We start from the raw sequence: 20,427 nt of genomic DNA, 5'->3' as shown, positions 1-20,427 counted from the left end.
CGGGCGCATCCTGGGTATTAGGGGGTGATTTTAGGCGGCTAATGTGACAACTTGCGATTTGTCGGCAATTTACCGGCAAATCAGGCAAATTCAGGCTTATTCCGGCATGTTTGCCTACGTGGAGTTCGATTTCGACCGCATTGTTCACTCAAAACGCGGCTTGAATTCCGCAAGTGCCGCAGCGCCGGCTGTGGGGTCTCCCGCGCAGGCGATTTGTGCCGCTAGCCGAACAGCGCCAGAATGAGCCGCCGTCCACCCATCACCCAATTGCCCGTGAGTTTAACCATGCCCGCCTTCCAGCCCCGAAGCCTCCTGCGGGCCATGTTTTATTGCGGCGCCCTGCTGGCCGCCTCCCTCGCGTCGGCCGCTCCGGCCAGCCCGACGCCCGCGGCTTGCCCGGGTCTTTTGCAACAAAGCTTTTTGCGCCTGCAGGATGAAAAGCCGCAGTCGCTGTGCCAGTACAGGGGAAAAGTGGTGGTCGTGGTCAACACCGCCAGTTTTTGCGGCTTCACGCCCCAATACCAGGGGCTGGAAGCGCTCTACGCCAGGTACAAGGACCGGGGGCTGGTGGTACTGGGCTTTCCCTCCAACGACTTTTCGCAGGAAACCGGCAGCAACAAGGAAATCGCGGACTTCTGCGAAAACACCTTCGGGGTGAAATTTCCCATGTTCACCAAAACCAGTGTGACCGGCAAAGACGCCAATCCGCTTTTCAAGCAGCTGGCGGCCAAAACAGGCACCATGCCGCGCTGGAATTTCTACAAATACGTGATCGCGCGGGACGGCAGCAGCGTCACCAGTTTCAACTCCACGGCTGATCCGGCCGGCCGAGCCTTCATCCAGGAGATCGAAAAACAGCTGGCAGTGGCGCCGTGAAGCGCAATGCCATCCGCGGCCATTTCGGCTCGCCATACCGGCCGCTGCGTCGTTAACAAAAATTTACCTGATGCAGCCTACCCGGGGGGAACTCCGGGCGGCTTGTGCGCTCATACTTACGCAAGCGCATTTGCCGTCACAAGCAAACAGCGCTGGCACAAAACAGTTTCATTGTTGCGAAGCCTTCTGAGCCGTCCAGGTTCAGCTGCAATCCCGGGGCGCTCCTCCTCCTCCCTCCCTCCCTCGTTCGCGCCGGGGCGCTTCGCAGCATTTTTATATTCCAGCCAGCAAGGCCCCGCCCATGGGCGGCGTGTCCTTGCGCGTTGCGGTCCTTTGGGTCCGGGCGCTCGCCCCGCCGCGGCGAATGACCGGGCGGAAGCCAATCCCTGTTTTTGATCAGCCCGGTGGAATCGTTTCCGCGAAGCTGGGGCGCTGCATCAATTTGTCCTGCAGCTTGGCAAGATTGGGATAGAGTTCGCGCCAGTTGACCTGCGTGAAGCGCAGATCAAGATAACCCAGCGCGCAGCCGACCGCCACGTCCGACAGGCTGAAGTGGATGCCGCTGCAAAAGGCCTTGTCGCCCAGGCCGGTGCTCATGGCCTTGAGGGTGGCGTCTATCTTGCCCATCTGGCGGTCGATCCAGGCGTCGCTGCGCTGCTTGGCGCTGCGGCCGCTCCAGGTGGCTTCCAGGCGCGCCAGGATGGCGGCGTCGATAAGGCCGTCGGCCAGGGCTTCCCAGGTTTTGACTTCGGCACGCTCACGGCCCTGGGTCGGGATCAGCTTGCCGACGGGCGACAGGGTGTCCAGGTATTCGACGATCACGCGGGAGTCGAACACGGCTTCGCCGCCTTCCATGACCAGGCAGGGCACCTTGCCCAGGGGGTTGGACGCGCTGATGGTGGTGTTCGCCGCCCAGACATCTTCCAGGATGAACTGGAAGTCGAGCTTTTTCTCGGCCATTACGATGCGCACTTTGCGCACATAGGGGCTGGTGGCGGATCCGATGAGTTTCATGGTGGTGTGAGATCGTGGTCCGAGGGAAGTGCATTCTATCGAGTAAGCCCGGGCGCCGGCTGACAGGCTCCTCCAAACGTCGCAAATCTGGACAGTCCCGCAGACCGGCCCCCGGGGCCGCCCCTACAATTGGAGGATGAGCTCTTCCACCCCGTTTTCCACCATCAACGCGCTGTCCCCGCTGGACGGCCGCTACGCCGGCAAGCTTGCCCAGTTACGCCCCCTGATGTCCGAGCAGGGCTATATGCACCGCCGCGTCCAGGTGGAGGTGGCCTGGTTCATCGCGCTGTCCGACGCCAAATTCGCCGAATTCAAGCCGCTGAGCCCGGGCGCCCGCACCTATCTGCTGGGCCTGGTCAAGAATTTCTCGGAAAGCGACGCCGCGGCCATCAAGGACATCGAAAAAACCACCAACCACGACGTGAAAGCCGTCGAGTACTGGATCAAGTCCAAATTCGAGGCCAGGCCCGAACTCAAGGGCGCCAGCGAATTTGTGCACTTTGCCTGCACCAGCGAAGACATCAACAACACCAGCCACGCGCTGCAGCTCAAAAGCGGCCGCGACCTGGTGGTGCTGCCGGCGCTCGACAAGGTGATCGCCCAGCTGCGCGACATGGCCCATCTGTTCGCCGCCGAGCCCATGCTCAGCCGCACGCACGGCCAGACCGCCAGCCCGACCACGGTCGGCAAGGAAATCGCCAACGTCGTGGTGCGCCTGGCCAATGCGCGCGAGAAGATCGCCGCGGTCAAGCTGATGGGCAAAATGAACGGCGCCGTGGGTAACTACAACGCCCACCTCTCGGCCTGGCCCGATTTCGACTGGGAGGCCTTCAGCCGCAGCGTCATCGAAACGCCCGAGCCGCTGGGCCTGGGCCTGACCTTCCAGCCCTATAGCATCCAGATCGAGCCGCACGACTACATGGCCGAGCTGTTCGACGCCGTGGCGCGCGCCAACACCATCCTGATTGACCTGGCCCGCGATATCTGGGGCTATGTGAGCGTGGGCTACTTCAAGCAGCGCTTGAAAGACGGTGAAATCGGCTCCTCCACCATGCCGCACAAGGTCAACCCGATTGACTTTGAAAACGCCGAAGGCAACCTGGGGCTGGCCAACGCGCTGCTGCGCCACCTGAGCGAGAAGCTGCCGATCTCCCGCTGGCAGCGCGACCTGACGGACTCCACCGTGCTGCGCAACATGGGCGTGGCGCTGGGCTATGCCGTGCTGGCCTACAACTCCCTGAGCGTGGGCCTGAACAAGCTCGAGCTGAACCGCGAGGCGCTCAGCGACGACCTCAACAATTCCTGGGAAGTGCTGGCCGAGCCGATACAGACCGTCATGCGCCGCTACGGCGTACAGGGCGCCTATGAAAAGCTCAAGGAGGTCACGCGCGGCAAAACCGTGAAGGCCGAGGACCTGCATGCGCTGATTCGCTCGCTGGAAATTCCCGAAGCCGAAAAAACGCGTCTGCTGGCCATGACGCCGGGTAGCTACGTCGGCCTGGCGGCCGAGCTAGCCAAACGCGTCTAGGCAGACGCCACAGGCGGCACCGGCATGTCGGCGCCGCACTGCCAGCACTGCTCAAACCCGCCTTCCACCATTTCGCCGCAGGTGCACAGCCAGCGCCGCTGCGGGATGTTCTGCAAGCTGTGCAGCAACTCCTTCGCGCGCGCCTCCTCGTGGTCGTGTGTGAGCCAGACTTCGGGCAGGCACTGGTCAGGCGGCAATTCGCCGGCCACGCTGCCCAGGAAATAACGCTGCACACTGGCCGCAAAACCGGCCTGCTGCAAAGCGTCCACCCATAGCGCGGCAATGGCGATATTGGGGGCGCGGGCCAGTCTGAGCATGCAGCCAGTTTAGCCCGCCCGGCCGCCCACCGCTGCCAGATTAATCGCTGACGGCCTCAGGCCTTCTCATCGGCAGGGACCGGTGTTTTCCCCTCCAGCGCCCGGTCGGCATAACGGCCAAAGCGCCAGGCGCTGGCCTCCTGCGTGATGCGCCGCCAGGTCGCCCGCTTTTCGCCGGGCGTCATTTCGGGCCAGCGCTGCACTTCGTCGAAAGTGCGTCCGCAGCCCTTGCACAAAGCATCGCCCTGGCTGGTCGAGCAGATGGCGATGCAGGGCGTGTCGGCGGTGGTGTCGTACCAGGCGCGCCAGGCCGCGAGCGCCTTGGGCGGGAAGGTTTTTTCGTCGGCCTCGTCCTCATGGTAGAAAACCATGAGCGCATAAACCTCGGCCAGGGCGCGCAGTTCGGGCGCCAGGGTCACGCCGTCGGGCGAGGGCTTTTTGTCGCGCCAGTAATTGATGGCGGCTTCGATATCGGTGATGTGGATGCCGGGCATGGAAAATAAAGTACCAAATTAGGGGGCTGGCCGCGCCAAGGAAAAAGGATGCGCGAAGCCGCAGAGCCGGGCCGTTCATTATCGGCCAGACGGCAAAATCGCTTTCCCCGCCCGGGTTTAGCCGCCATCAGGACGACCTGGCGGCCAGCCCCCAGAAGAATAGGGCCCCACAGCCCAGCAGCCCCACCCACTTGGTCAGCGCAGCCACGGTCATGGCCAGCCCCAGCAGCGGCTCCACCCCGGCCAGCAAGGGCCAGGGAAAGGCCGACACCAGGGCCAGCGTCAGCAGGTTTTCCGCCGCGTCGCCCAGCACGGCCACCATGGCGGCCAGCCCCAGCGCATTGAGCAAGCCCGGCGGCCTGTGCCCGGCGCGCTGCACACGCACGATGCGGGCAAACGCCCAGGTCGCGGCGCGGGCCAGAATGAAGGCATAAGCGGCCACCAGGCCGAAATCGGCCCATACAGCACCGGCCACGCGGGCAGCCGCTTGCGGCAGTGTGGCCAGCGGATAGGCCCAGGACGCCACCCAGCCAATCTGCCAGCGGGCCAGCGCCAGGTTGGCGGCCGCCGCCTGGCCGGCATCCCGGCCCAAGGCCAGCAGGCATTCCCACAGCGTCATGCGGGCCGGCACGATGCTACCGTTCAACAACCCGCCTGCCAGCAGCCAGAAAACCACGGCCAGCCCCAGCGCCACCAGCAGACCCGCCACGGGCCGGTGGCGCGCCCAGACCGTATCAGCGGGAAAGGACAGGCCCAGCGCCGCCACCGAAGGGTGCTCCACCGGCACCACCTGCTGCGGCTTCCCGGCGTCGAGCACCACATGCGGGTTGCGCTGCTGCAGGCCGGCCAGCGCCCACAGGGCCGTGGAATAAGTCTCGCTGTGGATGCGAGGCCGGGGAGGCGGTCCGCCAGGGGTGGGCGGTGCCAGCGCGGCCAGCACCGCCTGTGTGTCGAGCTGGCTCGCGGCATCCACCATGCCGGCGCGCAAGCGCAGCTGGCAGGCCGCCGCTTCCTGCAGCATCCAGAACAGCGGATCGCGCGACAGGCGTGACTCGGCCTGGGCGTAACCCCCGCCCACGTCGCAATGCGCGCCCGAAAACCACAGCTGGGCAATGCTTTGCCCGCCGGCCGCGTAGTCGTGCGCGGGATCCACGTAGTAGGGACGCGGCTCGAAAGAGCGGCGGTATTCGTCGAGGGCCAGCGCCTGGCGCACATGGTGAAAGCGCTTGCCGACAATGGTCGGCGAGGCGGTGATGGTGCGGCTCAGCAAGGGCGCGCCCACTGAAGACACGGTTTCCCAGACACCGACAAACCAGACCGGCGCCGCGCGGGCCTGCTCGGAGCCAAAGAGCCGGCTGATCTGGTCGCGGATCGCGGTGTATTTGCGTGCGCCCCGCTCGCGGTCCGAAAAATAGACGTGCAGCAGGGTGGGCACCAGGCCTTCCATCTCAGGGCGCAGCAGGCCGAACTGCGTCACCAGCCCGCCTATGCTGCGCGCCGTGAAGGCGCCGCGCGAAAAGCCGAACAGGAAAAGCTGGTCGCCGGGCCGGTAGTGCCGCATCAGGAACACATAAGCCTCGGCGATGTTTTCATACACGCCCTTGCCGAAGGCCAGGCCGTGCAGCCGCTCGAAAATGCGGCTGAGGCTGTCGGTCAGAGACGCGCCGGGCAGCTCGCCGGGGTTGCCCACGCCGGGGTCGTAGTACAGCAACTGGTCGTTGTCGTCCGGCGCCAGCAGGCCGCACAGCTTGGTGACGTTGGTGTCCCTGGCGCCACCGGTCAGGTTGTTGTTGGTGCCGTCGCAGCAGATGATCAATTGCCTGTTCATGGACGCGCTCCTTCGCCGTGGGTGGGGGAACGGGAGCAACCTTAAGCCCGGCGCGGGCTGCTGTCACCCCCCGGATGGAGGAGCAGGGCGCGCCAGGCCCGGATGAACAGGGGGATTTGCAAAAAATCCATTTTTATTGTCAAATATCCGGACGAAGGGGAGTAACTCCCTCGTTTTGCTGCAATATTCGATAACAGACACCACAGCAAAATCGCTAACAGCAAGTCGTCATTACGAAGTTCACACTTCCGGCTTGTTGGGCATGCAGCGACACTGCATGTCGAGCCAGACCTTCGATTGAAACCTGAACAGGTTTGATCGAGGCGTTCGCGGCACCCTTACCCGACCCGAACCACCCACAAACCTGTTCCGGTTTCACGAGCCCGGAAATCCGCCCGTTCGGATTTCCAAGTCGAAACTTGACATGGAGTGTGAGCTTTGGAACTATTTACCGCCCCCTGGTGGTCCGCCCTGCTGGCGATCATCCTCATTGACCTGGTACTCGCCGGCGACAACGCCATCGTGATCGCCCTGGCCGCGCGCAACCTGCCGTCCCACCTGCAGAAAAAAGCCATCGTCTGGGGCACAGTGGGCGCCATCGTGGTCCGCTCGGCCATGACCGTCGGCGTGGTGTGGCTGCTGAAAATCCCCGGCCTGATGCTGGTCGGCGGCCTGGGATTGCTGTGGATCGCCTACAAGCTGCTGGCCGACCAGGGCGACAAAGAGCACGACGGCCCCGTCGCCAGCACTTTCTGGGGCGCGATGAAAACCATTGTGGTGGCAGACGCCCTGATGGGCATTGACAACGTGCTGGGCGTGGCCGGCGCCGCGCACGGCTCTTTCGACCTGGTCGTCATCGGCCTGCTGGTGAGCATCCCCATCGTGGTGTTCGGCAGCACCCTGGTGCTCAAGCTGGTGGAACGCTTCCCCGTCATCATCAACATCGGCGCCGCGGTGCTGGCCTTCACCGCCGCCAAGATGATCGTGAGCGAACAGCTGCTCGACCCGATTTACGGCGGACCCGGCGCCTTGCCCTCCGCCGCCACCCTGCACACGGCCGCCCAGTGGATCACCTACGCGGTGGCGGTGGCCGGCGTGCTAGGCGCGGGCTGGTGGGCCACCCGGCGCAACCGCTCCACCCGCGACGCAGACCTGATCCCGCACTGAAACCCGCAACCAGCAAGCTTTCTAAAACGACGACAACTCAAGGAGAACTTCATGGACAACATCATCGTGTACGTTGACGACGCCGCATATGCCCTGCAGATGCTGCAACCCATGCTGCCCACGGGCGGCGCCCGCAACCCCACTCGCTGGATCGTGGTCGGCTGCGCACCCCGCGTGACGCACCGCGTCAGCAAATGGGTGACGCACAGCGCGCGCGAAAGCTGGCGCGGAAAGTGGGCGGAAAAAGTCTTCGCCCAGCTGATGCCCCTGCTGGAACAAGAGGGTGACACGGTGCTGACCCAGCTGGCGCAAACCACCCTGATCGCCCAGACCGAGTCGCTGATCAAGCAGCACGGCGCGGCACGCGTGCTGGATGCCCGCCGGCCGAAGTTCGGCCAGGACATGCAGCCGGTCACGGCCTCACAAGCCCAGGAAAGCCACGGGGTGCTGGGTTACGCCACCGCGCTGGCGGGCGCCGGCCTGCTGGTCGCGACCGACTGACGGGAGCTGCCGCCCCTTGCCAATGCGCCCCCAGGGGCGCATTTTTCTTTGGGCGGCCCGATGGTATTCTTCGGGCATGAAACTCATCCTCAAATGGATTTTCAGCGCGGCCGCCCTGCTCGCGGTCACCTACCTGTATTCGGGCGTGGTGGTGAGCAGCTTTACCGGCGCGCTGATCGCGGCTGCCGTGCTGGGCGCGCTCAACATGGTGGTGCGCCCCATCCTCGTGCTGCTGACGCTGCCCGTGACGCTGGTGACGCTTGGGCTGTTCCTCTTCGTCGTCAACGCGCTCATGTTCTGGGCCGCGGCCGGCCTGACCAGCAACCTGATGAACGTCACGGGTTTCGTCGCCGCGCTGATAGGCTCACTGATTTATTCAGCGCTGCAGCTAGTGATCGACTTTGTCCTGGAGCGCCTGTTCCTTGATAAGTGATTCCGTCTGGCGCGTTCGCGTGTCGAGGATGGAGCCTTCCACATAATCGGCGCTGCCGGGGTTGCTGCGCATCAAGGCCTGCGCCGCCTTGAACCGGTCCAGCGCCGCCGGATAGTCCAGCTGCGCCGCCCGGCTTTCCGCGTCGGCGCGGATCGCCCGCACATTCTGGTTCTGGTTGCCGTAGGCGACCGCGAGCAGCTGCCAGGCCGTCGCATCCTTGGGATGCGCGGCCACCCAGGTCTGCAACCGGCTTGACACATCCTGGGCCCGCTGCGCGGCCAGCAGCGAGCGCGCCTGGGTCAAGACCTCCGCGCGCGAGGCCGCCTTTGAAATATCGAAGCTCGCGGCCGTGGCCGGGACTACGCCGGCCAGCAGGTCGATGTCGACGGCCAGCAAATCCGCCGCGCCAGCCGCCTGCGGCACCTCCGCGACCAGCGGCCTGAGTTTTGCCAGCAGGCTTCGGGCGCCCGCGAAATCGCGCAGCTGCGCCGCCGCATAAGCGCCCGCGTACACAACGCCGGCATCGCGCACGTTGTCGGCCGAGGCCGGCGACTGCAAAACCAGGGGCGCGGTGCGGCGCTGGGCCTCCGCCACCATGGAGCGCAGGGCGTCAACCCCGGGCGCCGCCAGAATGCGCGCGCGCGCGGCCATCATCGCGTGCAGCACACGGGCCTTGCCGGCCTCGACCAGCTTTTCACGCGAAGGCTTTTCGGCCTCGGCGGAGGCCAGCTGCACGCGCGCCTGCGCCGCGGCAATCCGTTCGGTGGTCAGCGGATGGGAGCGCAGGTAGGGAAAGGAGCCGTTGTCGTTCAGGCGCGAGGCCTGCTGCAGCTTTTCGAACATGGTGGTCACGCCGCGGCTTTCAAAACCGGCATCGGTCATCACGCCGAAGCCGATGCGGTCCGCTTCCCTTTCCATGTCCCTTGAGAAATTGAGCTGGTTTTGCACCGCGACCGCCTGGCCGCCGACGATGGCAGCGCTGGCGGCGTCGCCGTTTTTCCCGGCCGCCAGGGCGCCCAGGATCATGGCGGCAATCATCCACGGCGTCTGGCGCGACTGCTGCGTCAGCATGCGCGAAATGTGCCGCTGCGTGACGTGGCTGAGCTCGTGGCCGAGCACGGCGGCCATTTCGTCCGCATTGCCGACCGCGGCGATCAGGCCCAGGTGCACGCCGAAGTACCCGCCGGGCAAGGCAAACGCATTGATGCTGCGGTCCCGGATCAGGAACACCTGCCAGGCAAAGCGCTCTTCAAGCTCGGCATGCAGCTCCCCGCGCGTGCGCGCGGCGGCCACCAGCGGCAGCCAGATACTTTGCAGGTAGTCGGTCAGCACCGGATCGTCGATGTAATCCGGGTCCCGGTAAATGCTCGCGGCGATGCGGTCGCCGATCCGGCGCTCCGCGGCAGCCGCCAGTTCAGACGTTTCACCCAGCGAGGGCAAGGAGCCCGCCGTGGTGCCGGGCACGCTGGCGGGCGCCTGGGCCAGCGAGAGGTTGGCTGAAGCCACCCATGCGAGCACAGCCAGCGCCAGCCGGCCCAAAACAGGGCCTCGCCTCGGCGGCCGGATCTGCCTAGAACGAATCAATGGGTACAAAAGCGATGACCTCTGCGGTGTTGGTGTCCAGCAAAACCGTCCAGAATGTTTTGCGCCCCACCATGGGGATATAGCCTACAGGCCTGGGCTTGTCACTCCCGCCGGAGGCTGACTTCAGCGCGGCGTCAATTTCGGCCACCTGGGCCGGAAAACGTTTTTTGAGTTCCTCCAGTGGCTTGGCACGTGCCAAGACCTGGGACTTACCCTGATCGTAGCGCTGCCAGAACCCGGGACGCGTGCCCAGGGGCTTGCCCGCCAGGGCCTCAAAAGTCGTATCGGAGCGCTCCTTGTCGTCCTTGAACTCGCGCACCGAGAGCAATGTGGGTCCCGTCAGCGGTAGCGTACCCAAACCCGCCGGCGCCCGTGCCAGCTCGTCCCTGGGTACCTCAATGGCATGAACGGCTCTGAACCGGTCTATTTCGAACACCAGGTGCACGGGGCGCACCACGGCCACCGTCCATAAGCCGTAGGCCAGCGCGGCCAGCTGGAACAGGCCGATCACCATCAGATCGCGCCTCAGCACCTTGGGGGCTTTCTTGATGTTGAACACCGCCAGGGTCAACAAAGGCCCCATGACCACGTCAACGGCCACCACGATCATGAACAACTCGCGGCCGCCTGAGATTTCCCGGTAAGGATAGGGATACCAGACGACAAAAACCAGCGCCGCCGCGAAAGCCGCAATGGTCAGGCTGATACCAAAATGCACACCCGCCGCCAGCAAACGGCTCTTGAGGGGACTTTGACTCGCAAACATGGTCTTATGATGAGGGCCCGTTGTAAAGGTTTCGTAAAAGCATGGCCCCCCCTCCCGCACTCACCCACTTTGACGGCCAAGGCCAGGCTCACATGGTTGACGTGGCGGGCAAGGCGGCCACACACCGTGTCGCCATTGCGCAGGGCCGTATCGTAATGAATCCGGCGACCTTGTCCATCATTCTTGAAGGCAACGCCAAAAAAGGAGACGTCCTGGGCATCGCGCGTGTGGCCGGCATCATGGCCGCCAAAAAAACCAGCGAGCTGATTCCCCTGTGCCATCCGCTGGCCCTGACCCGCGTGGCCATCGACTTCCTGCCGCAGGAGAGCGATTCCAGCGTCGCCTGCCGCGCCACCGTGGAAACCGTCGGCCCCACGGGAGTGGAAATGGAGGCCCTCACCGCAGTACAGGTGGCCTTGCTGACGATTTACGACATGTGCAAGGCGGCCGACCGCGCCATGACCATCACCGACGTGAAGCTGCTCGAAAAGCACGGCGGGAAATCCGGCAGCTTCACCAATTCCTGAGCTAAGGCAAACGCTCAATACCGTCGGGCAAGCCGGTCTTTGCCGCTGCCCAGCGCGCGTGCTCCTTCGGGAAAGCCGCCCGGTAACGCGCCAAATGCATCAGGGCCTCGTCGTCAAGCCCCAGCATGACAGCGCTTTCAATCACTTTTTCAATCATGGACGGCTCGGGCGAATAGTGCAGCAGGGCCGTCGCCGTATCAAAGGTCCACCGGGCGTTGTCACGCGTCAAGGGCGTCAGGTTCAGCTCGGCAAAACTGACCTGGTTGCGAAACAGCCATGAGTCCCGGATCTTGGCCAGGGTACCGTCACGGTAAGCCGCATCGCGGTCCTGAGGAGCCAGGTAAATCTGGCTGACACGGTGGTAGTCCCATACGGCGTAGGCGCAGCACACCATCGCCGCCACGGCCAGCAGCCGCCTCCAAACAGGCGCTCCTGGCGCGCCAGACACCGTCGCGTCGCCGCCGCTGCGCCACAGCAAGCCTACGCACAAGCCGAAAGCAATCTGGAACGGCCCATACCACAGGGGGTATTCGAGCAGGCTGTGCAGCAGGATCACCGCCAGCACGCTCCAGGCCAGCTGGCGTGCTGCATCCGTCTCGCGCCACGGCCGCCGCCGCAGTATCCACCACCCGCCAAAGCCGCAAACCAGCACCGCCACCGGGACGCCCAGCTCAACCGCCAAATGCAAAGGCAGGTTATGGGCATTGTCGAGAATCTCGCAGAACCGCGGCCCGGCATACAAAGTGGCGTAATGCGCATAGTCCAGTTCCCCCCAGCCCCAACCCAGCCAGGGTTTAAGCGCAATCAGGTCCAGCACGTTGGACCACAACACCTTGCGGCTCGCACATGCCAGTTCGCCGCCGCGCAGCCGGGCCAGCATGCCGTGCGCCGCCGGGTCAAACCCCAACAACCAGGGCAGCGCCAGCGTCGCCACGGCATAGGCCAGCACCGCCGCGAGCAAAAGGCGCAAAACGCGTGGCTGGCGCCATGCACCCCACAACCCGGCCAGGACACAAAGCACGACCAGCTCCAGCAAGCCCGCGCGCGAGGAAGATGCGGCATTGCCGGCCGCCAGCAAGCAAGCCCCCAAATACACCAGCCACTGGCGAGGCCCGTCTGCACTGCGCCGGCTGGCAACCCAGATCAGAGCCGCCAGGGCGATATTGGTGAGGCTGGCAAACTGGTTGCGCTGGCGAAGGTTGGCGAATGCCTCCCCGGGCACTGGCGTCTGGCTTACCCACGCCCCCAGCGCCGCCGTGGCGCCGAAGTATTGGAACAAGCCTATCAGGCTGCTGAGCAGGCCGGCAAGCAGCCAGGCCCAGGCCGCCGCTGCCACCCAGCGCTGGGCAAAAGAAGCTTCACTTGAGGGCTGGCCCGAAACAGCGCGCAGCGGGGCCAGGCACACCAGGGCCGCCGCCGCGGCGAGCGACACCAGCCAGGGCACCACGCCTGGCGAGGGGCCGGGCGCAAGCGGGTTAAGCCAGGGGAGTGCCAGAAAAAGGATGGCGATCAATTGCATAAAGGTGGGACGCCGGAAGGCTCGAAGCGATCACTCACCCGAAAACGATGAGAACAAGACCGAAGCTTGCGAGGTTAACTGATCCGGGCGACGGGGGACTTATCCGGGCACAGGCGGATGGCCAGCACGGCATCGGGGTCAATCCGCAGCCGCCGGTCCGCCAGCTCGCACCGGCAAGACATTCGAGGCGCAACAGCACCGTCTTTTCAGGGTCTCATGCGTTAGCATCGTGGTGGTACGCCTTGAAACCGTGTAAGAACAAGGCTTTTCGCGCCGGTACAGCCATCCATCACCGAAAAATATGCACACCCCCTGCGAACAAGCGCGACCCAAGCTCACTCGAGCCGGGCTTGCGACCTTAACCGATGGAGCGCTTGCCAAGTCATGAGCGCGGTTGTTTTAAACCCTCTTCGGATCGCGTCCGATATCTGGCGTCACCGCTATCTCCTTGGCCAGCTTATCAAACGGGACGTGCTGCTGCGCTACAGGGGCGCGATGTTCGGCGTGTTGTGGATTTTCCTCAGCCCGCTGCTGATGCTCGCGATCTTCGCCTTTATCTTCGGCCAGATTTTCCAGGCGCGCTGGCCCCAGCAAAACAGCGGATTGCCCTTCTGGCTGCTGCTCTACAGCGGCTTGATCACTTTTAATGTCTTTGCCGAGACGGTTTCCCGTGCGCCAGCTGCTGTGCGCGGTTACCCCAGCTTTGTGAAGAAGATCATCTTCCCCGTGGATATCCTGCCGGTCGTTCCGCTGGGGGCCGCCCTGGTCCATGGCACCTTCAACTTCCTGATCCTGGTGGCAGCGCTGGCATGGGTGGGCGGCCTGCACGGCCAGATCGTGCTCTTCCCGCTTCTGCTGCTTCCCGTTCTGTTGCTGGCCTTGGGCCTCTCCTGGTTTGTAGCGGCCTGGGGCGTATTCATCAAGGACATGACCCAGATCCTGCCGGTGTTTGTGCAGATGCTGATGTTTCTGTCGCCCGTGTTCTATCCGATGAGCGCAGTGCCGGCCGCCTTGCGCCCCGTTTACTACTACAACCCCCTGGGCATAGTCATTGAGGCCTCCCGCGCCGTTGTCACCGGGCAAGCCATTGACTGGAGCGCATGGGCCACGGCGCTCGGCTTTTGCTTGGCTGTATCGGTGCTGGGCTACGCCTTCTTCCAGCACAGCCGGGAGGAGTTTGCCGATGCACTCTGATGTCGCCATCTCCGTCAAGAACCTGAGCAAGACTTACCGCATCTTTGGTCATCCCGGCGACCGGATCAAGCAAGCGCTGACCTTTGGCCGGATGCGCTTTCACCGGGAATTCACCGCACTGAAAGACGTCTCTTTTGAAATCAAAAAAGGGGAGACGGTTGGCATCATTGGCCGAAATGGGGCCGGCAAAAGCACGCTGCTGCAGCTGATCTGCGGGATCCTCAAGGCGACCGAGGGCGCCGTGCAGGTCAATGGGCGTGTCGTTGCCCTGCTGGAGCTCGGCGCGGGCTTCAATCCTGAATTCACAGGCCGCGAGAACGTCTATTTTCAGGGCGCACTGATGGGTTTCACGAAAGCGCAAATGGACGAGCGCTTTGACGACATCGCGGACTTCGCCGAAATCGGCGAGTTCATGGAGCAGCCGGTACGCACTTTCTCCAGCGGCATGTTCGTACGGCTGGCATTTTCAACCGCCATGCATCTGATGCCCGAGATTCTTGTCGTCGACGAGGCTCTGGCCGTGGGCGACGCTGGATTTCAGAAAAAATGCTTCGACCGAATTGATGCCGTAAGAGAACGTGGGGGGGTGGTCCTCCTTGTATCTCATTCCATGGAGCAAATAGCGCATCATTGCGACCGCGTCATACTCTTGGAAGGCGGTACGGTGGCATTTTCCGGGAAACCGTCTGAAGCAATTCATCGGTATATGGGCCTGTTCAATGGCCCGCAAGGACAAGAGAGGCCCACAAAGAGTGCCCTGAATCTGTCCAGCGATGACAAGCTGATTCACCGCCTCAACTACAACCCCGCCGAAACCCGCTGGGGTGACCGTGCGTCTACCATCCTTGATGCCTGCCTCGTACAAAACGGCATCGAAGACCCGCCGTTCCTGATCTTGGGCGTCCAAACTGAACTCAAATTCTGGAGCGCCTGTCACGTCGACAGCGAAAAACTCGTCTTCGGCCTTGCGATTAAATCCCGCACGGGCGCAATGGTGCTGGCCACGAATTCACGATCCTTGCTGGGGCCTGGCGAGCCTTTGAAACAGATGGCCGGTAGCACGCTCTGCACCAGCTTTTTCTTCACGCCATTTTTTGAGCCTGGGGACTATCTTGTTTCGATAGGTGTGACGAGTGAGGTGGGAGCGGGCTTGGTAGCTCATGATAGACGCTACGACTCCATCAGCCTGAACTTAAGAGCCCCCCAGCCGAATGACGAGAACTCCAATGCAGGCTTGAGTTGCCGAATCGACGTGATTCAGGCGCCAGCAGCTATCGACAGATAATCATCCACCATTTTTTACATCCCGGCATGGCAATCACACCCTTGGTTAAAGCTCTTCCTGAGGTCTATCAGCCGATCTATGGGCACCCGGAATTCACTGCGCTTGCATCCCGGCCATGCGATGATCGATTGCAGTTAATCACGTCCATCTATACGCACTTGACCGGTGCGATCGGTCGTCCGCTGCGCGTCCTTGACCTGGGCTGTGCCCAAGGCTATTTCAGCCTCCATCTCGCTGAACGAGGTGCAACTGTAAAAGGCATAGACCGCCTCGAAGAGAACATCAAGTTGTGTCGCGGACTGGCCGAGGAACACCCAAGTTATTCAGCACAATTTGAAGTCGGAAGCATTGAAGATGTAGTGAGCAAGCTTATTCCTGGCGAAATCGATTTGGTGATTGGCATGAGCGTCATGCACCACCTGTGCGCGGAAAAGGGTGCCGAACCGACTCGAGCGATCTTGAAAGAATTGAGCGGCAAGATCGAAGCTGGCGTATTCGAGGTTGCCCTGAAAGAGGAACCGCTACCGTGGGCTGCGCAGCAGCCTGATACGCCTGATTGGCTTTACCAGGATTTTGCCTTTCTGGCATGTGCCGGAGAGTTCGCCACGCATCTTTCCGACACGGCGCGTCCCGTTTACTTCGCGAGCAACAAATTTTGGTTGGCGAACGACGCAATCTCGCGATTCCATCACTGGACACCGCTCGCGCACGAGTTCGATGTACCCGGCCTTGATCGTCGTCGTCGTTATTTCGATACCAGCGATCAGTTCTTGAAGCTCTTTCGCTTCCATGGCCCTCAAGGGGCCTTGAATCGACAGGAGCTCGAGAGGGAAATTGCATGCCTCAATCGCCCAGACGCCGCGGCACTGGGACTTCCGAAGCTTGCGGCTCACTTCATGGGGCAGCATGAAGGCTGGATACTGCGGGAGCGGGTTTCCGGCACCCTGCTCAGCACCTGCCTGCTTAACGGCGAAAAACTGGACAGCGCAGCAATTGTTGACTCCCTGCTACAACAGCTGGCGGCCTTGGAAGGGGCTGGGCTGTTTCACCAAGACCTGCGTGCGTGGAATATCCTTGTGCGCCCCGACGGGCTCGCAACACTCATCGACTATGGCTCCATCTCCGGAGAGTGCACGGATCGTGACTACCCTCGGGACTGGAGGATACCCCTGTTGATTTTTCTCAGTCAGCTCTTTAAATCGCAGGATGCGCTCTCCTGGCCGCCAAAGTTTATAGATTTGCATCCCACTAATCTACCGATGCCGGCGTCAGGCCTTGCATGGAAACTTTGGCACGACACCCCGGAGGAATGGAGCTGGGCAAAAATTGCGCGCGAGTGGTCGAACGTTTCCAACGCTAAACCTCGCCCCCCAGCCGTCAGCCTGAGAGAGAGTCTTCAGATCGGTATTGACGAGGAAACGCAGCAGCTGGCGACGCGTATTGCCACTTTGAAGACAGAGGTTGATGCCATCCAGAATCGGCTTAATCAGTGGAGCCGCTACCTTGCTTTTTTGAAGCCACTGTTTAGCGTAGTGACAACAGTTTTCCCCGCGAAAAATCTGCTCAAACCATCCCTCAAAACATTCGACCTGCGCCCTCAACGGGTGATTTGCCATGTCTGCCAGCACAACATATGCAGACCTTACGCTGGATCGAACTGGGCTGCCGACGCTGGCTACACCTTACTTCAGTGCGACTCCTGCAACTCGGTTTTCTCCAATCCGCTACCAAGTGACGAAATATTGTTGAATCTATATCAAAGCAGTTTTGACTATCGCTGGTATCAGGATCACTATCACGCGAAACTCAATGACTGCCGCGCCCGCGTTAAAGAGTATGGCCCGTTGCTAGGCAGACGTGTGCTGGACTTTGGCGGCGGTGTAGGGTATTTTTCGCGAGCAGTGAGAGAGGCCGGGCTGGACAGCGTGACCTACGACCCCTACGTCACAGCGGCCCCGCCCCCGAAAATGGCATGGGACTGCGTCGTTGCTTTGCACGTGCTTGAGCATTCCAACGACCTGGAAAGAACACTGTCCGAGATCAAGGGGTTTCTGGTGCCTGGCGGCAAAGTTGTGTTTGCCGTACCCAACTTTGAATCGTCAGGCTACCGAGATCAAGGGATGCGTTGGGTATGGGCTCAACCACCCTTGATCCATGTCTTTCATTTCACGGCTGCAGGCCTGACAGCGTTGCTCGCACGGCACGGATTCGAGAACGTCCAGATTTCTTATCACGAACGCTGGGACGCGAATCACCATGCCGATGTCCTGCATGCGGAGCATTTCCGGCGCTGGGATGCGGCCTGGGGCTTGCGCTGGTTTCGCTCCATTCCGGGCTACCGAAAGCTCATTGCGACAATAAACTCGCGACGCCGTTATCGCGCCCTCGAGAAGTCGACGGAGACTCCAATGAAGGACCGCGCCGAGTTGCAAATTTCCGCAACATTTGGTGTCAAATGACTATCGCTCTCAACTCATGAAAATCGACTTCTGCACCATTGCAAGTGCCAATTACCTACCCAGGGTTAAGGTGCTGGAGCAATCACTCAAGGCATATCACCCTGAATCCAGGCTGCATATCCTGCTGTGTGAACACCCTCAGGAAGTTGCCGCGCTTTCACAAGAGGCAGGGCATGCCTTTCTGGCACCTGATGCAATCTGCAGCGATTGGCAAACGCTGGCCTTTCGGTACGAAATTACTGAGTACAACACAGCCTTAAAGCCGTATCTGCTGGAATTTCTGCTGAATACGCATTGCGACGCGGTGATCTACCTCGATCCGGATATTGAGGTTTTTTCACCCCTCGATTCGGTGATGGCACTGTTCGAAAGTCATGACTTGCTATTGACTCCCCATGTCTGCCTGCCTCTTGAAGTGGACGGGCTTCGCTCTGGGATGGATGACATCATTCGGGCGGGTGTCTACAATTTAGGTTTTATCGGCATATCGGGCAGGGACGAGGCGCGTCGCGCTTTGCGCTGGTGGCGCGACGTTTGCCGAGACTATTGCTATTTTGCCGAGCACCGATACTTTGTTGATCAGTTCTGGGCAGCTGCGCTGCCCGCCTTCATTCAGCGATTTCATTGCCTGCGCGATCCCGGATGCAACGTCGCCTACTGGAATATTTTTCAGCGTCGCCTCGCCAAATCGGGAAACCGGTGGCTGGTCGACAACGATGATCTGAAGTTTTTTCACTTTAGTGGGCTGCCCGAGGACCTTCGTTTGGTCTCGCGACATCAAAATCGCGTGACAACCGACTCTGGTACTGATCTTTACGAGTTGCTGGCCAGCTACCAGGCCAAGGTTTCGCAAAACAGTTGGGACATATTCAGTGCCCACCCGTATTCATTTGGAAGCTACTCGGATCATTCCCCGATCAAGGCCATTGAGCGGCTCACCTACGATGAAATGACCACTCGAGAACGCGTCGAACTGGGTAATCCCTTTGAACAATCGGCGCGGATGCTGGCCGCTGGCAGGCGGCGGGCCCCTCGTTCCTTTTCGCAAAAATACTTTCGTCTCTTGGCCGCCAAAGGGTTTGTCGCCGGCCACCACACCCTTTTCGCATACCTTGGCGGCCAGATCGCGCAACGCATCAAGGGAATCCAAAAGAGTTTATGAACAGCCTGTCCCGCATCGCCTTTGGCGCCATCTCGGACAACGAGCTCGTGTTCAAAGATTCCGAGGGGAATCCGGCTAGCTTTCACGCGTTTTCGATTGCGCCTGAGCAGCCATCGTGGAGCCGCATTCCGGATTCCGCGTTTGCCACGCCAGCGCGGTACATCCAGGAAATTTTCTGGCGCCTCACGCAGGTTGATGCCTTGTCAAGCGAGGGGATGCGCTTTGTGTTCAATCCGTTTTTTGCCACGACGCGCGCCAGTATTCTCACCGTCATAGCGGTGCTCCGCGCCGCAAGTAATCTGTCGAGCCCCGCGGTAATTGCCGATCAGGATGGATTGCCTGTGGGTTACCTGCTACCAGGCAGCTTCACCCGTGATGACTCCAAGTACCTGTCCTTGCTATCTGCAGTGGACACGACCTTGGATGCCTCATTGCTGGAGCTTTTGTGCTTCTCAAAACCGTTGGTCATATCTGCCCCGCGACTGTGCTTGTCAAAGCATTGGCGCAACGGATTTGAAGACCACGGACTCCGGCCAGTTTACAGATGGATTACACAGCACGCGATATCCCGCCTGCTTGTCAAGCCGGGGCCACATTCTTCGCCTATTGATCCTGCCGCCGCCCGAAAACATCGGAACTCGATTCCATTCACGGCCATCATGCCCAACCACGCCGGGGATGCCTTGTTCTTTGCACTCGCATTCAACGAGATCGCTACGCACTTTCAGGGTATAGCGGTCAACAAAGCCTACGTCGACATCATCCAGAACGCGGCGCCACGGCTTCAGGTCACTGCAGTCGAACCATCACAAGCCAAGCCCGGTTCCGTCACTGTCGGCGGCAAGGCGATTTCCGACACCGAATACTTCCAGTCGTACAAAGACTCGTTGCCAACGGAAAGTTTTTACGCCTACTGCCGTCCCTCTCGGAACTACAACACCACTGAATTTCATCTTATTGACCACTTTGCATTCGCGCTTGGCCACAGCCCCCTCAGCGAGAATGAACTTCTTATCCGGACCCGGCCGATGCCCGCGCGCCTGGTCGCCCCCCGTACACCCCATTCGCCAGCGAGAATTCTTCTGCATTTCGATGCAGGATGGCCGCTGAAGGTCTACCCATCTTCCCTGCAAACGGTGCTTATTGAATTGCTGCGATCACGCGGCCACGAAATCACGGTGCTCGCGCCTCCAGGCTACTCTCACCCCGGCGTCAAGGCGACCACCTTTACCCGGCTGACCGACTTCATTGCTCTTGCCAATACAAACCATCTCCTTGTCGGCATGGACTCGTTTCCCAGCCATTACTGCGCGCACATGCTCGGCCTGCCAACCCTCTGCTTGTTTGCAAATACCAAGCCTGCAAATTCAAATGCCATGGCTTCACCGCATTACATGTTCCTGGAACAAGCATTAAGCTGCCGGCCATGTCATGCCACCACGCACTGCCCGGTCTACGGAGGGATCGAATGCAGAAATTTCGCGTCGCCAATGATGATTGCCGATCAGATTGAGGCGCTACTAATTGGGGCGGCGCAAACACACAAGCATCCTAACCCCATCGATACTTTTCCGGCCCGCAACAAAATCAATGTTCATCTGCGCTTCATTGAGATTCAAGCGCGTATTGCCAGCGCTATGCCATCCTCGTCATTCTTGATGGCCCTGCCATATGAGTTTGTCAGAGCCATTCGCCGCGAAGGGTTGATCGCGGCAATCCGCCGATCCGGCAGGTTTTTGGCCAAAAAATACCGCGCCTCACCATAGCCAGAAC

18 protein-coding genes are annotated in these 20,427 nt (G+C 61.3%); 11 read left to right on the top strand and 7 right to left on the bottom strand.

Annotated elements, in window-relative coordinates; translation table 11 throughout:
- The first annotated feature begins 240 nt into the window (after positions 1–240).
- Positions 241–876: a glutathione peroxidase gene (locus tag ACEN9P_RS12295; protein WP_495619400.1), complete on the top strand. Its 636-nt coding sequence runs from the start codon at positions 241–243 to the stop codon at positions 874–876.
- 396 nt (positions 877–1,272) lie between these two features.
- On the opposite strand, the gene ACEN9P_RS12290 is transcribed toward ACEN9P_RS12295, so the two are convergent.
- Positions 1,273–1,890: a glutathione S-transferase family protein gene (locus ACEN9P_RS12290; RefSeq protein WP_495619399.1), complete on the bottom strand. Its 618-nt coding sequence runs from the start codon at positions 1,888–1,890 to the stop codon at positions 1,273–1,275.
- Between the two features lie 136 nt (positions 1,891–2,026).
- Here ACEN9P_RS12290 and purB point away from each other — a divergent pair, with 136 nt between their 5' ends.
- Positions 2,027–3,418, top strand: a complete 1,392-nt coding sequence (gene purB / locus ACEN9P_RS12285; RefSeq protein ID WP_477701160.1) for an adenylosuccinate lyase — start codon at positions 2,027–2,029, stop codon at positions 3,416–3,418.
- Here purB and ACEN9P_RS12280 read toward each other — a convergent pair.
- The 3 genes from ACEN9P_RS12280 to ACEN9P_RS12270 all read right to left on the bottom strand — a co-directional run bounded on the left by ACEN9P_RS12280 (position 3,415) and on the right by ACEN9P_RS12270 (position 6,057).
- The gene (locus tag ACEN9P_RS12280) at positions 3,415–3,735 is read right to left on the bottom strand and encodes a DUF2007 domain-containing protein (protein ID WP_495619398.1); all 321 of its coding nucleotides are present in this window, start codon (positions 3,733–3,735) and stop codon (positions 3,415–3,417) included. The two genes, purB and ACEN9P_RS12280, sit on opposite strands and share 4 nt — an antisense overlap.
- Before the next feature lie 56 nt (positions 3,736–3,791).
- Complete coding sequence (locus tag ACEN9P_RS12275; RefSeq protein WP_495619397.1) at positions 3,792–4,229, bottom strand: DUF3717 domain-containing protein; 438 nt, start codon at positions 4,227–4,229, stop codon at positions 3,792–3,794.
- Positions 4,230–4,356: 127 nt separating this feature from the next.
- On the bottom strand, positions 4,357–6,057 hold the full coding sequence (locus ACEN9P_RS12270) for a T6SS phospholipase effector Tle1-like catalytic domain-containing protein (RefSeq protein WP_495619396.1): 1,701 nt from the start codon (positions 6,055–6,057) through the stop codon (positions 4,357–4,359).
- A gap of 438 nt (positions 6,058–6,495) precedes the next feature.
- Between ACEN9P_RS12270 and ACEN9P_RS12265 the strand changes: the two genes are divergently transcribed.
- The 3 genes from ACEN9P_RS12265 (at position 6,496) to ACEN9P_RS12255 (ending at position 8,158) form a co-directional block, all read left to right on the top strand.
- A complete protein-coding gene (locus ACEN9P_RS12265; RefSeq protein ID WP_477662118.1) occupies positions 6,496–7,224 on the top strand; it encodes a TerC family protein in 729 nt (242 codons plus the stop codon).
- A gap of 51 nt (positions 7,225–7,275) precedes the next feature.
- A complete protein-coding gene (locus ACEN9P_RS12260; protein WP_477662119.1) occupies positions 7,276–7,725 on the top strand; it encodes a hypothetical protein in 450 nt (149 codons plus the stop codon).
- A gap of 76 nt (positions 7,726–7,801) precedes the next feature.
- The gene (locus tag ACEN9P_RS12255; protein ID WP_477662120.1) at positions 7,802–8,158 is read left to right on the top strand and encodes a phage holin family protein; all 357 of its coding nucleotides are present in this window, start codon (positions 7,802–7,804) and stop codon (positions 8,156–8,158) included.
- On the opposite strand, the gene ACEN9P_RS12250 is transcribed toward ACEN9P_RS12255, so the two are convergent.
- Both ACEN9P_RS12250 and tfpZ read right to left on the bottom strand, forming a co-directional pair.
- Entirely contained in the window at positions 8,114–9,697 is a 1,584-nt protein-coding gene (locus ACEN9P_RS12250) for a M48 family metalloprotease (protein WP_495619395.1), read from the bottom strand. The two genes, ACEN9P_RS12255 and ACEN9P_RS12250, sit on opposite strands and share 45 nt — an antisense overlap.
- A 31-nt stretch (positions 9,698–9,728) precedes the next feature.
- The gene (gene tfpZ, locus ACEN9P_RS12245) at positions 9,729–10,508 is read right to left on the bottom strand and encodes a TfpX/TfpZ family type IV pilin accessory protein (protein WP_495619394.1); all 780 of its coding nucleotides are present in this window, start codon (positions 10,506–10,508) and stop codon (positions 9,729–9,731) included.
- Positions 10,509–10,549: 41 nt separating this feature from the next.
- Between tfpZ and moaC the strand changes: the two genes are divergently transcribed.
- On the top strand, positions 10,550–11,035 hold the full coding sequence (moaC, locus tag ACEN9P_RS12240) for a cyclic pyranopterin monophosphate synthase MoaC (RefSeq protein ID WP_495619393.1): 486 nt from the start codon (positions 10,550–10,552) through the stop codon (positions 11,033–11,035).
- A gap of 1 nt (position 11,036) precedes the next feature.
- Here the strand turns inward: moaC and ACEN9P_RS12235 are convergent, their stop codons facing one another.
- The gene (locus ACEN9P_RS12235; protein WP_495619392.1) at positions 11,037–12,554 is read right to left on the bottom strand and encodes a PglL family O-oligosaccharyltransferase; all 1,518 of its coding nucleotides are present in this window, start codon (positions 12,552–12,554) and stop codon (positions 11,037–11,039) included.
- A gap of 384 nt (positions 12,555–12,938) precedes the next feature.
- On the opposite strand from ACEN9P_RS12235, the gene ACEN9P_RS12230 reads away from it, so the two are divergent.
- From ACEN9P_RS12230 to ACEN9P_RS12210, 5 genes are read left to right on the top strand one after another with little or no spacing between them, the layout of a single operon-like run.
- Entirely contained in the window at positions 12,939–13,748 is an 810-nt protein-coding gene (locus tag ACEN9P_RS12230; protein WP_495619391.1) for an ABC transporter permease, read from the top strand.
- Positions 13,738–15,033, top strand: coding sequence for an ABC transporter ATP-binding protein (locus ACEN9P_RS12225; RefSeq protein ID WP_495619390.1), 1,296 nt, complete (start codon positions 13,738–13,740; stop codon positions 15,031–15,033). Before ACEN9P_RS12230 ends, ACEN9P_RS12225 begins: the two co-directional genes overlap by 11 nt.
- Before the next feature lie 26 nt (positions 15,034–15,059).
- Entirely contained in the window at positions 15,060–17,492 is a 2,433-nt protein-coding gene (locus ACEN9P_RS12220; RefSeq protein WP_495619389.1) for a methyltransferase domain-containing protein, read from the top strand.
- Between the two features lie 16 nt (positions 17,493–17,508).
- On the top strand, positions 17,509–18,654 hold the full coding sequence (locus tag ACEN9P_RS12215) for a hypothetical protein (RefSeq protein ID WP_495622110.1): 1,146 nt from the start codon (positions 17,509–17,511) through the stop codon (positions 18,652–18,654).
- Complete coding sequence (locus ACEN9P_RS12210; protein ID WP_495622109.1) at positions 18,651–20,420, top strand: glycosyltransferase family 9 protein; 1,770 nt, start codon at positions 18,651–18,653, stop codon at positions 20,418–20,420. The genes ACEN9P_RS12215 and ACEN9P_RS12210 overlap by 4 nt, the downstream gene beginning before the upstream one ends.
- Positions 20,421–20,427: the final 7 nt, after the last annotated feature.

Source organism: Polaromonas sp. Polasp52, assembly GCF_059491565.1.
The sequence above is the reverse complement of the archived record's forward strand: the minus strand, read 5'-3'. Positions and strand labels throughout refer to the sequence as shown.

Excerpts from the sequence above, each read along its gene's own strand:
- ACEN9P_RS12275 (WP_495619397.1), bottom strand. The coding sequence starts at position 4,229 with ATGCCCGGCATCCACATCACCGATATCGAAGCCGCCATCAATTACTGG.
- ACEN9P_RS12225 (WP_495619390.1), top strand. The coding sequence starts at position 13,738 with ATGCACTCTGATGTCGCCATCTCCGTCAAGAACCTGAGCAAGACTTAC.
- ACEN9P_RS12235 (WP_495619392.1), bottom strand. The coding sequence starts at position 12,554 with ATGCAATTGATCGCCATCCTTTTTCTGGCACTCCCCTGGCTTAACCCG.
- ACEN9P_RS12220 (WP_495619389.1), top strand. The coding sequence starts at position 15,060 with ATGGCAATCACACCCTTGGTTAAAGCTCTTCCTGAGGTCTATCAGCCG.
- tfpZ (WP_495619394.1), bottom strand. The coding sequence starts at position 10,508 with ATGTTTGCGAGTCAAAGTCCCCTCAAGAGCCGTTTGCTGGCGGCGGGT.
- ACEN9P_RS12210 (WP_495622109.1), top strand. The coding sequence starts at position 18,651 with ATGAACAGCCTGTCCCGCATCGCCTTTGGCGCCATCTCGGACAACGAG.
- ACEN9P_RS12260 (WP_477662119.1), top strand. The coding sequence starts at position 7,276 with ATGGACAACATCATCGTGTACGTTGACGACGCCGCATATGCCCTGCAG.
- ACEN9P_RS12215 (WP_495622110.1), top strand. The coding sequence starts at position 17,509 with ATGAAAATCGACTTCTGCACCATTGCAAGTGCCAATTACCTACCCAGG.
- ACEN9P_RS12280 (WP_495619398.1), bottom strand. The coding sequence starts at position 3,735 with ATGCTCAGACTGGCCCGCGCCCCCAATATCGCCATTGCCGCGCTATGG.
- ACEN9P_RS12255 (WP_477662120.1), top strand. The coding sequence starts at position 7,802 with ATGAAACTCATCCTCAAATGGATTTTCAGCGCGGCCGCCCTGCTCGCG.
- ACEN9P_RS12290 (WP_495619399.1), bottom strand. The coding sequence starts at position 1,890 with ATGAAACTCATCGGATCCGCCACCAGCCCCTATGTGCGCAAAGTGCGC.
- ACEN9P_RS12295 (WP_495619400.1), top strand. The coding sequence starts at position 241 with ATGAGCCGCCGTCCACCCATCACCCAATTGCCCGTGAGTTTAACCATG.
- ACEN9P_RS12270 (WP_495619396.1), bottom strand. The coding sequence starts at position 6,057 with ATGAACAGGCAATTGATCATCTGCTGCGACGGCACCAACAACAACCTG.
- ACEN9P_RS12230 (WP_495619391.1), top strand. The coding sequence starts at position 12,939 with ATGAGCGCGGTTGTTTTAAACCCTCTTCGGATCGCGTCCGATATCTGG.
- purB (WP_477701160.1), top strand. The coding sequence starts at position 2,027 with ATGAGCTCTTCCACCCCGTTTTCCACCATCAACGCGCTGTCCCCGCTG.
- moaC (WP_495619393.1), top strand. The coding sequence starts at position 10,550 with ATGGCCCCCCCTCCCGCACTCACCCACTTTGACGGCCAAGGCCAGGCT.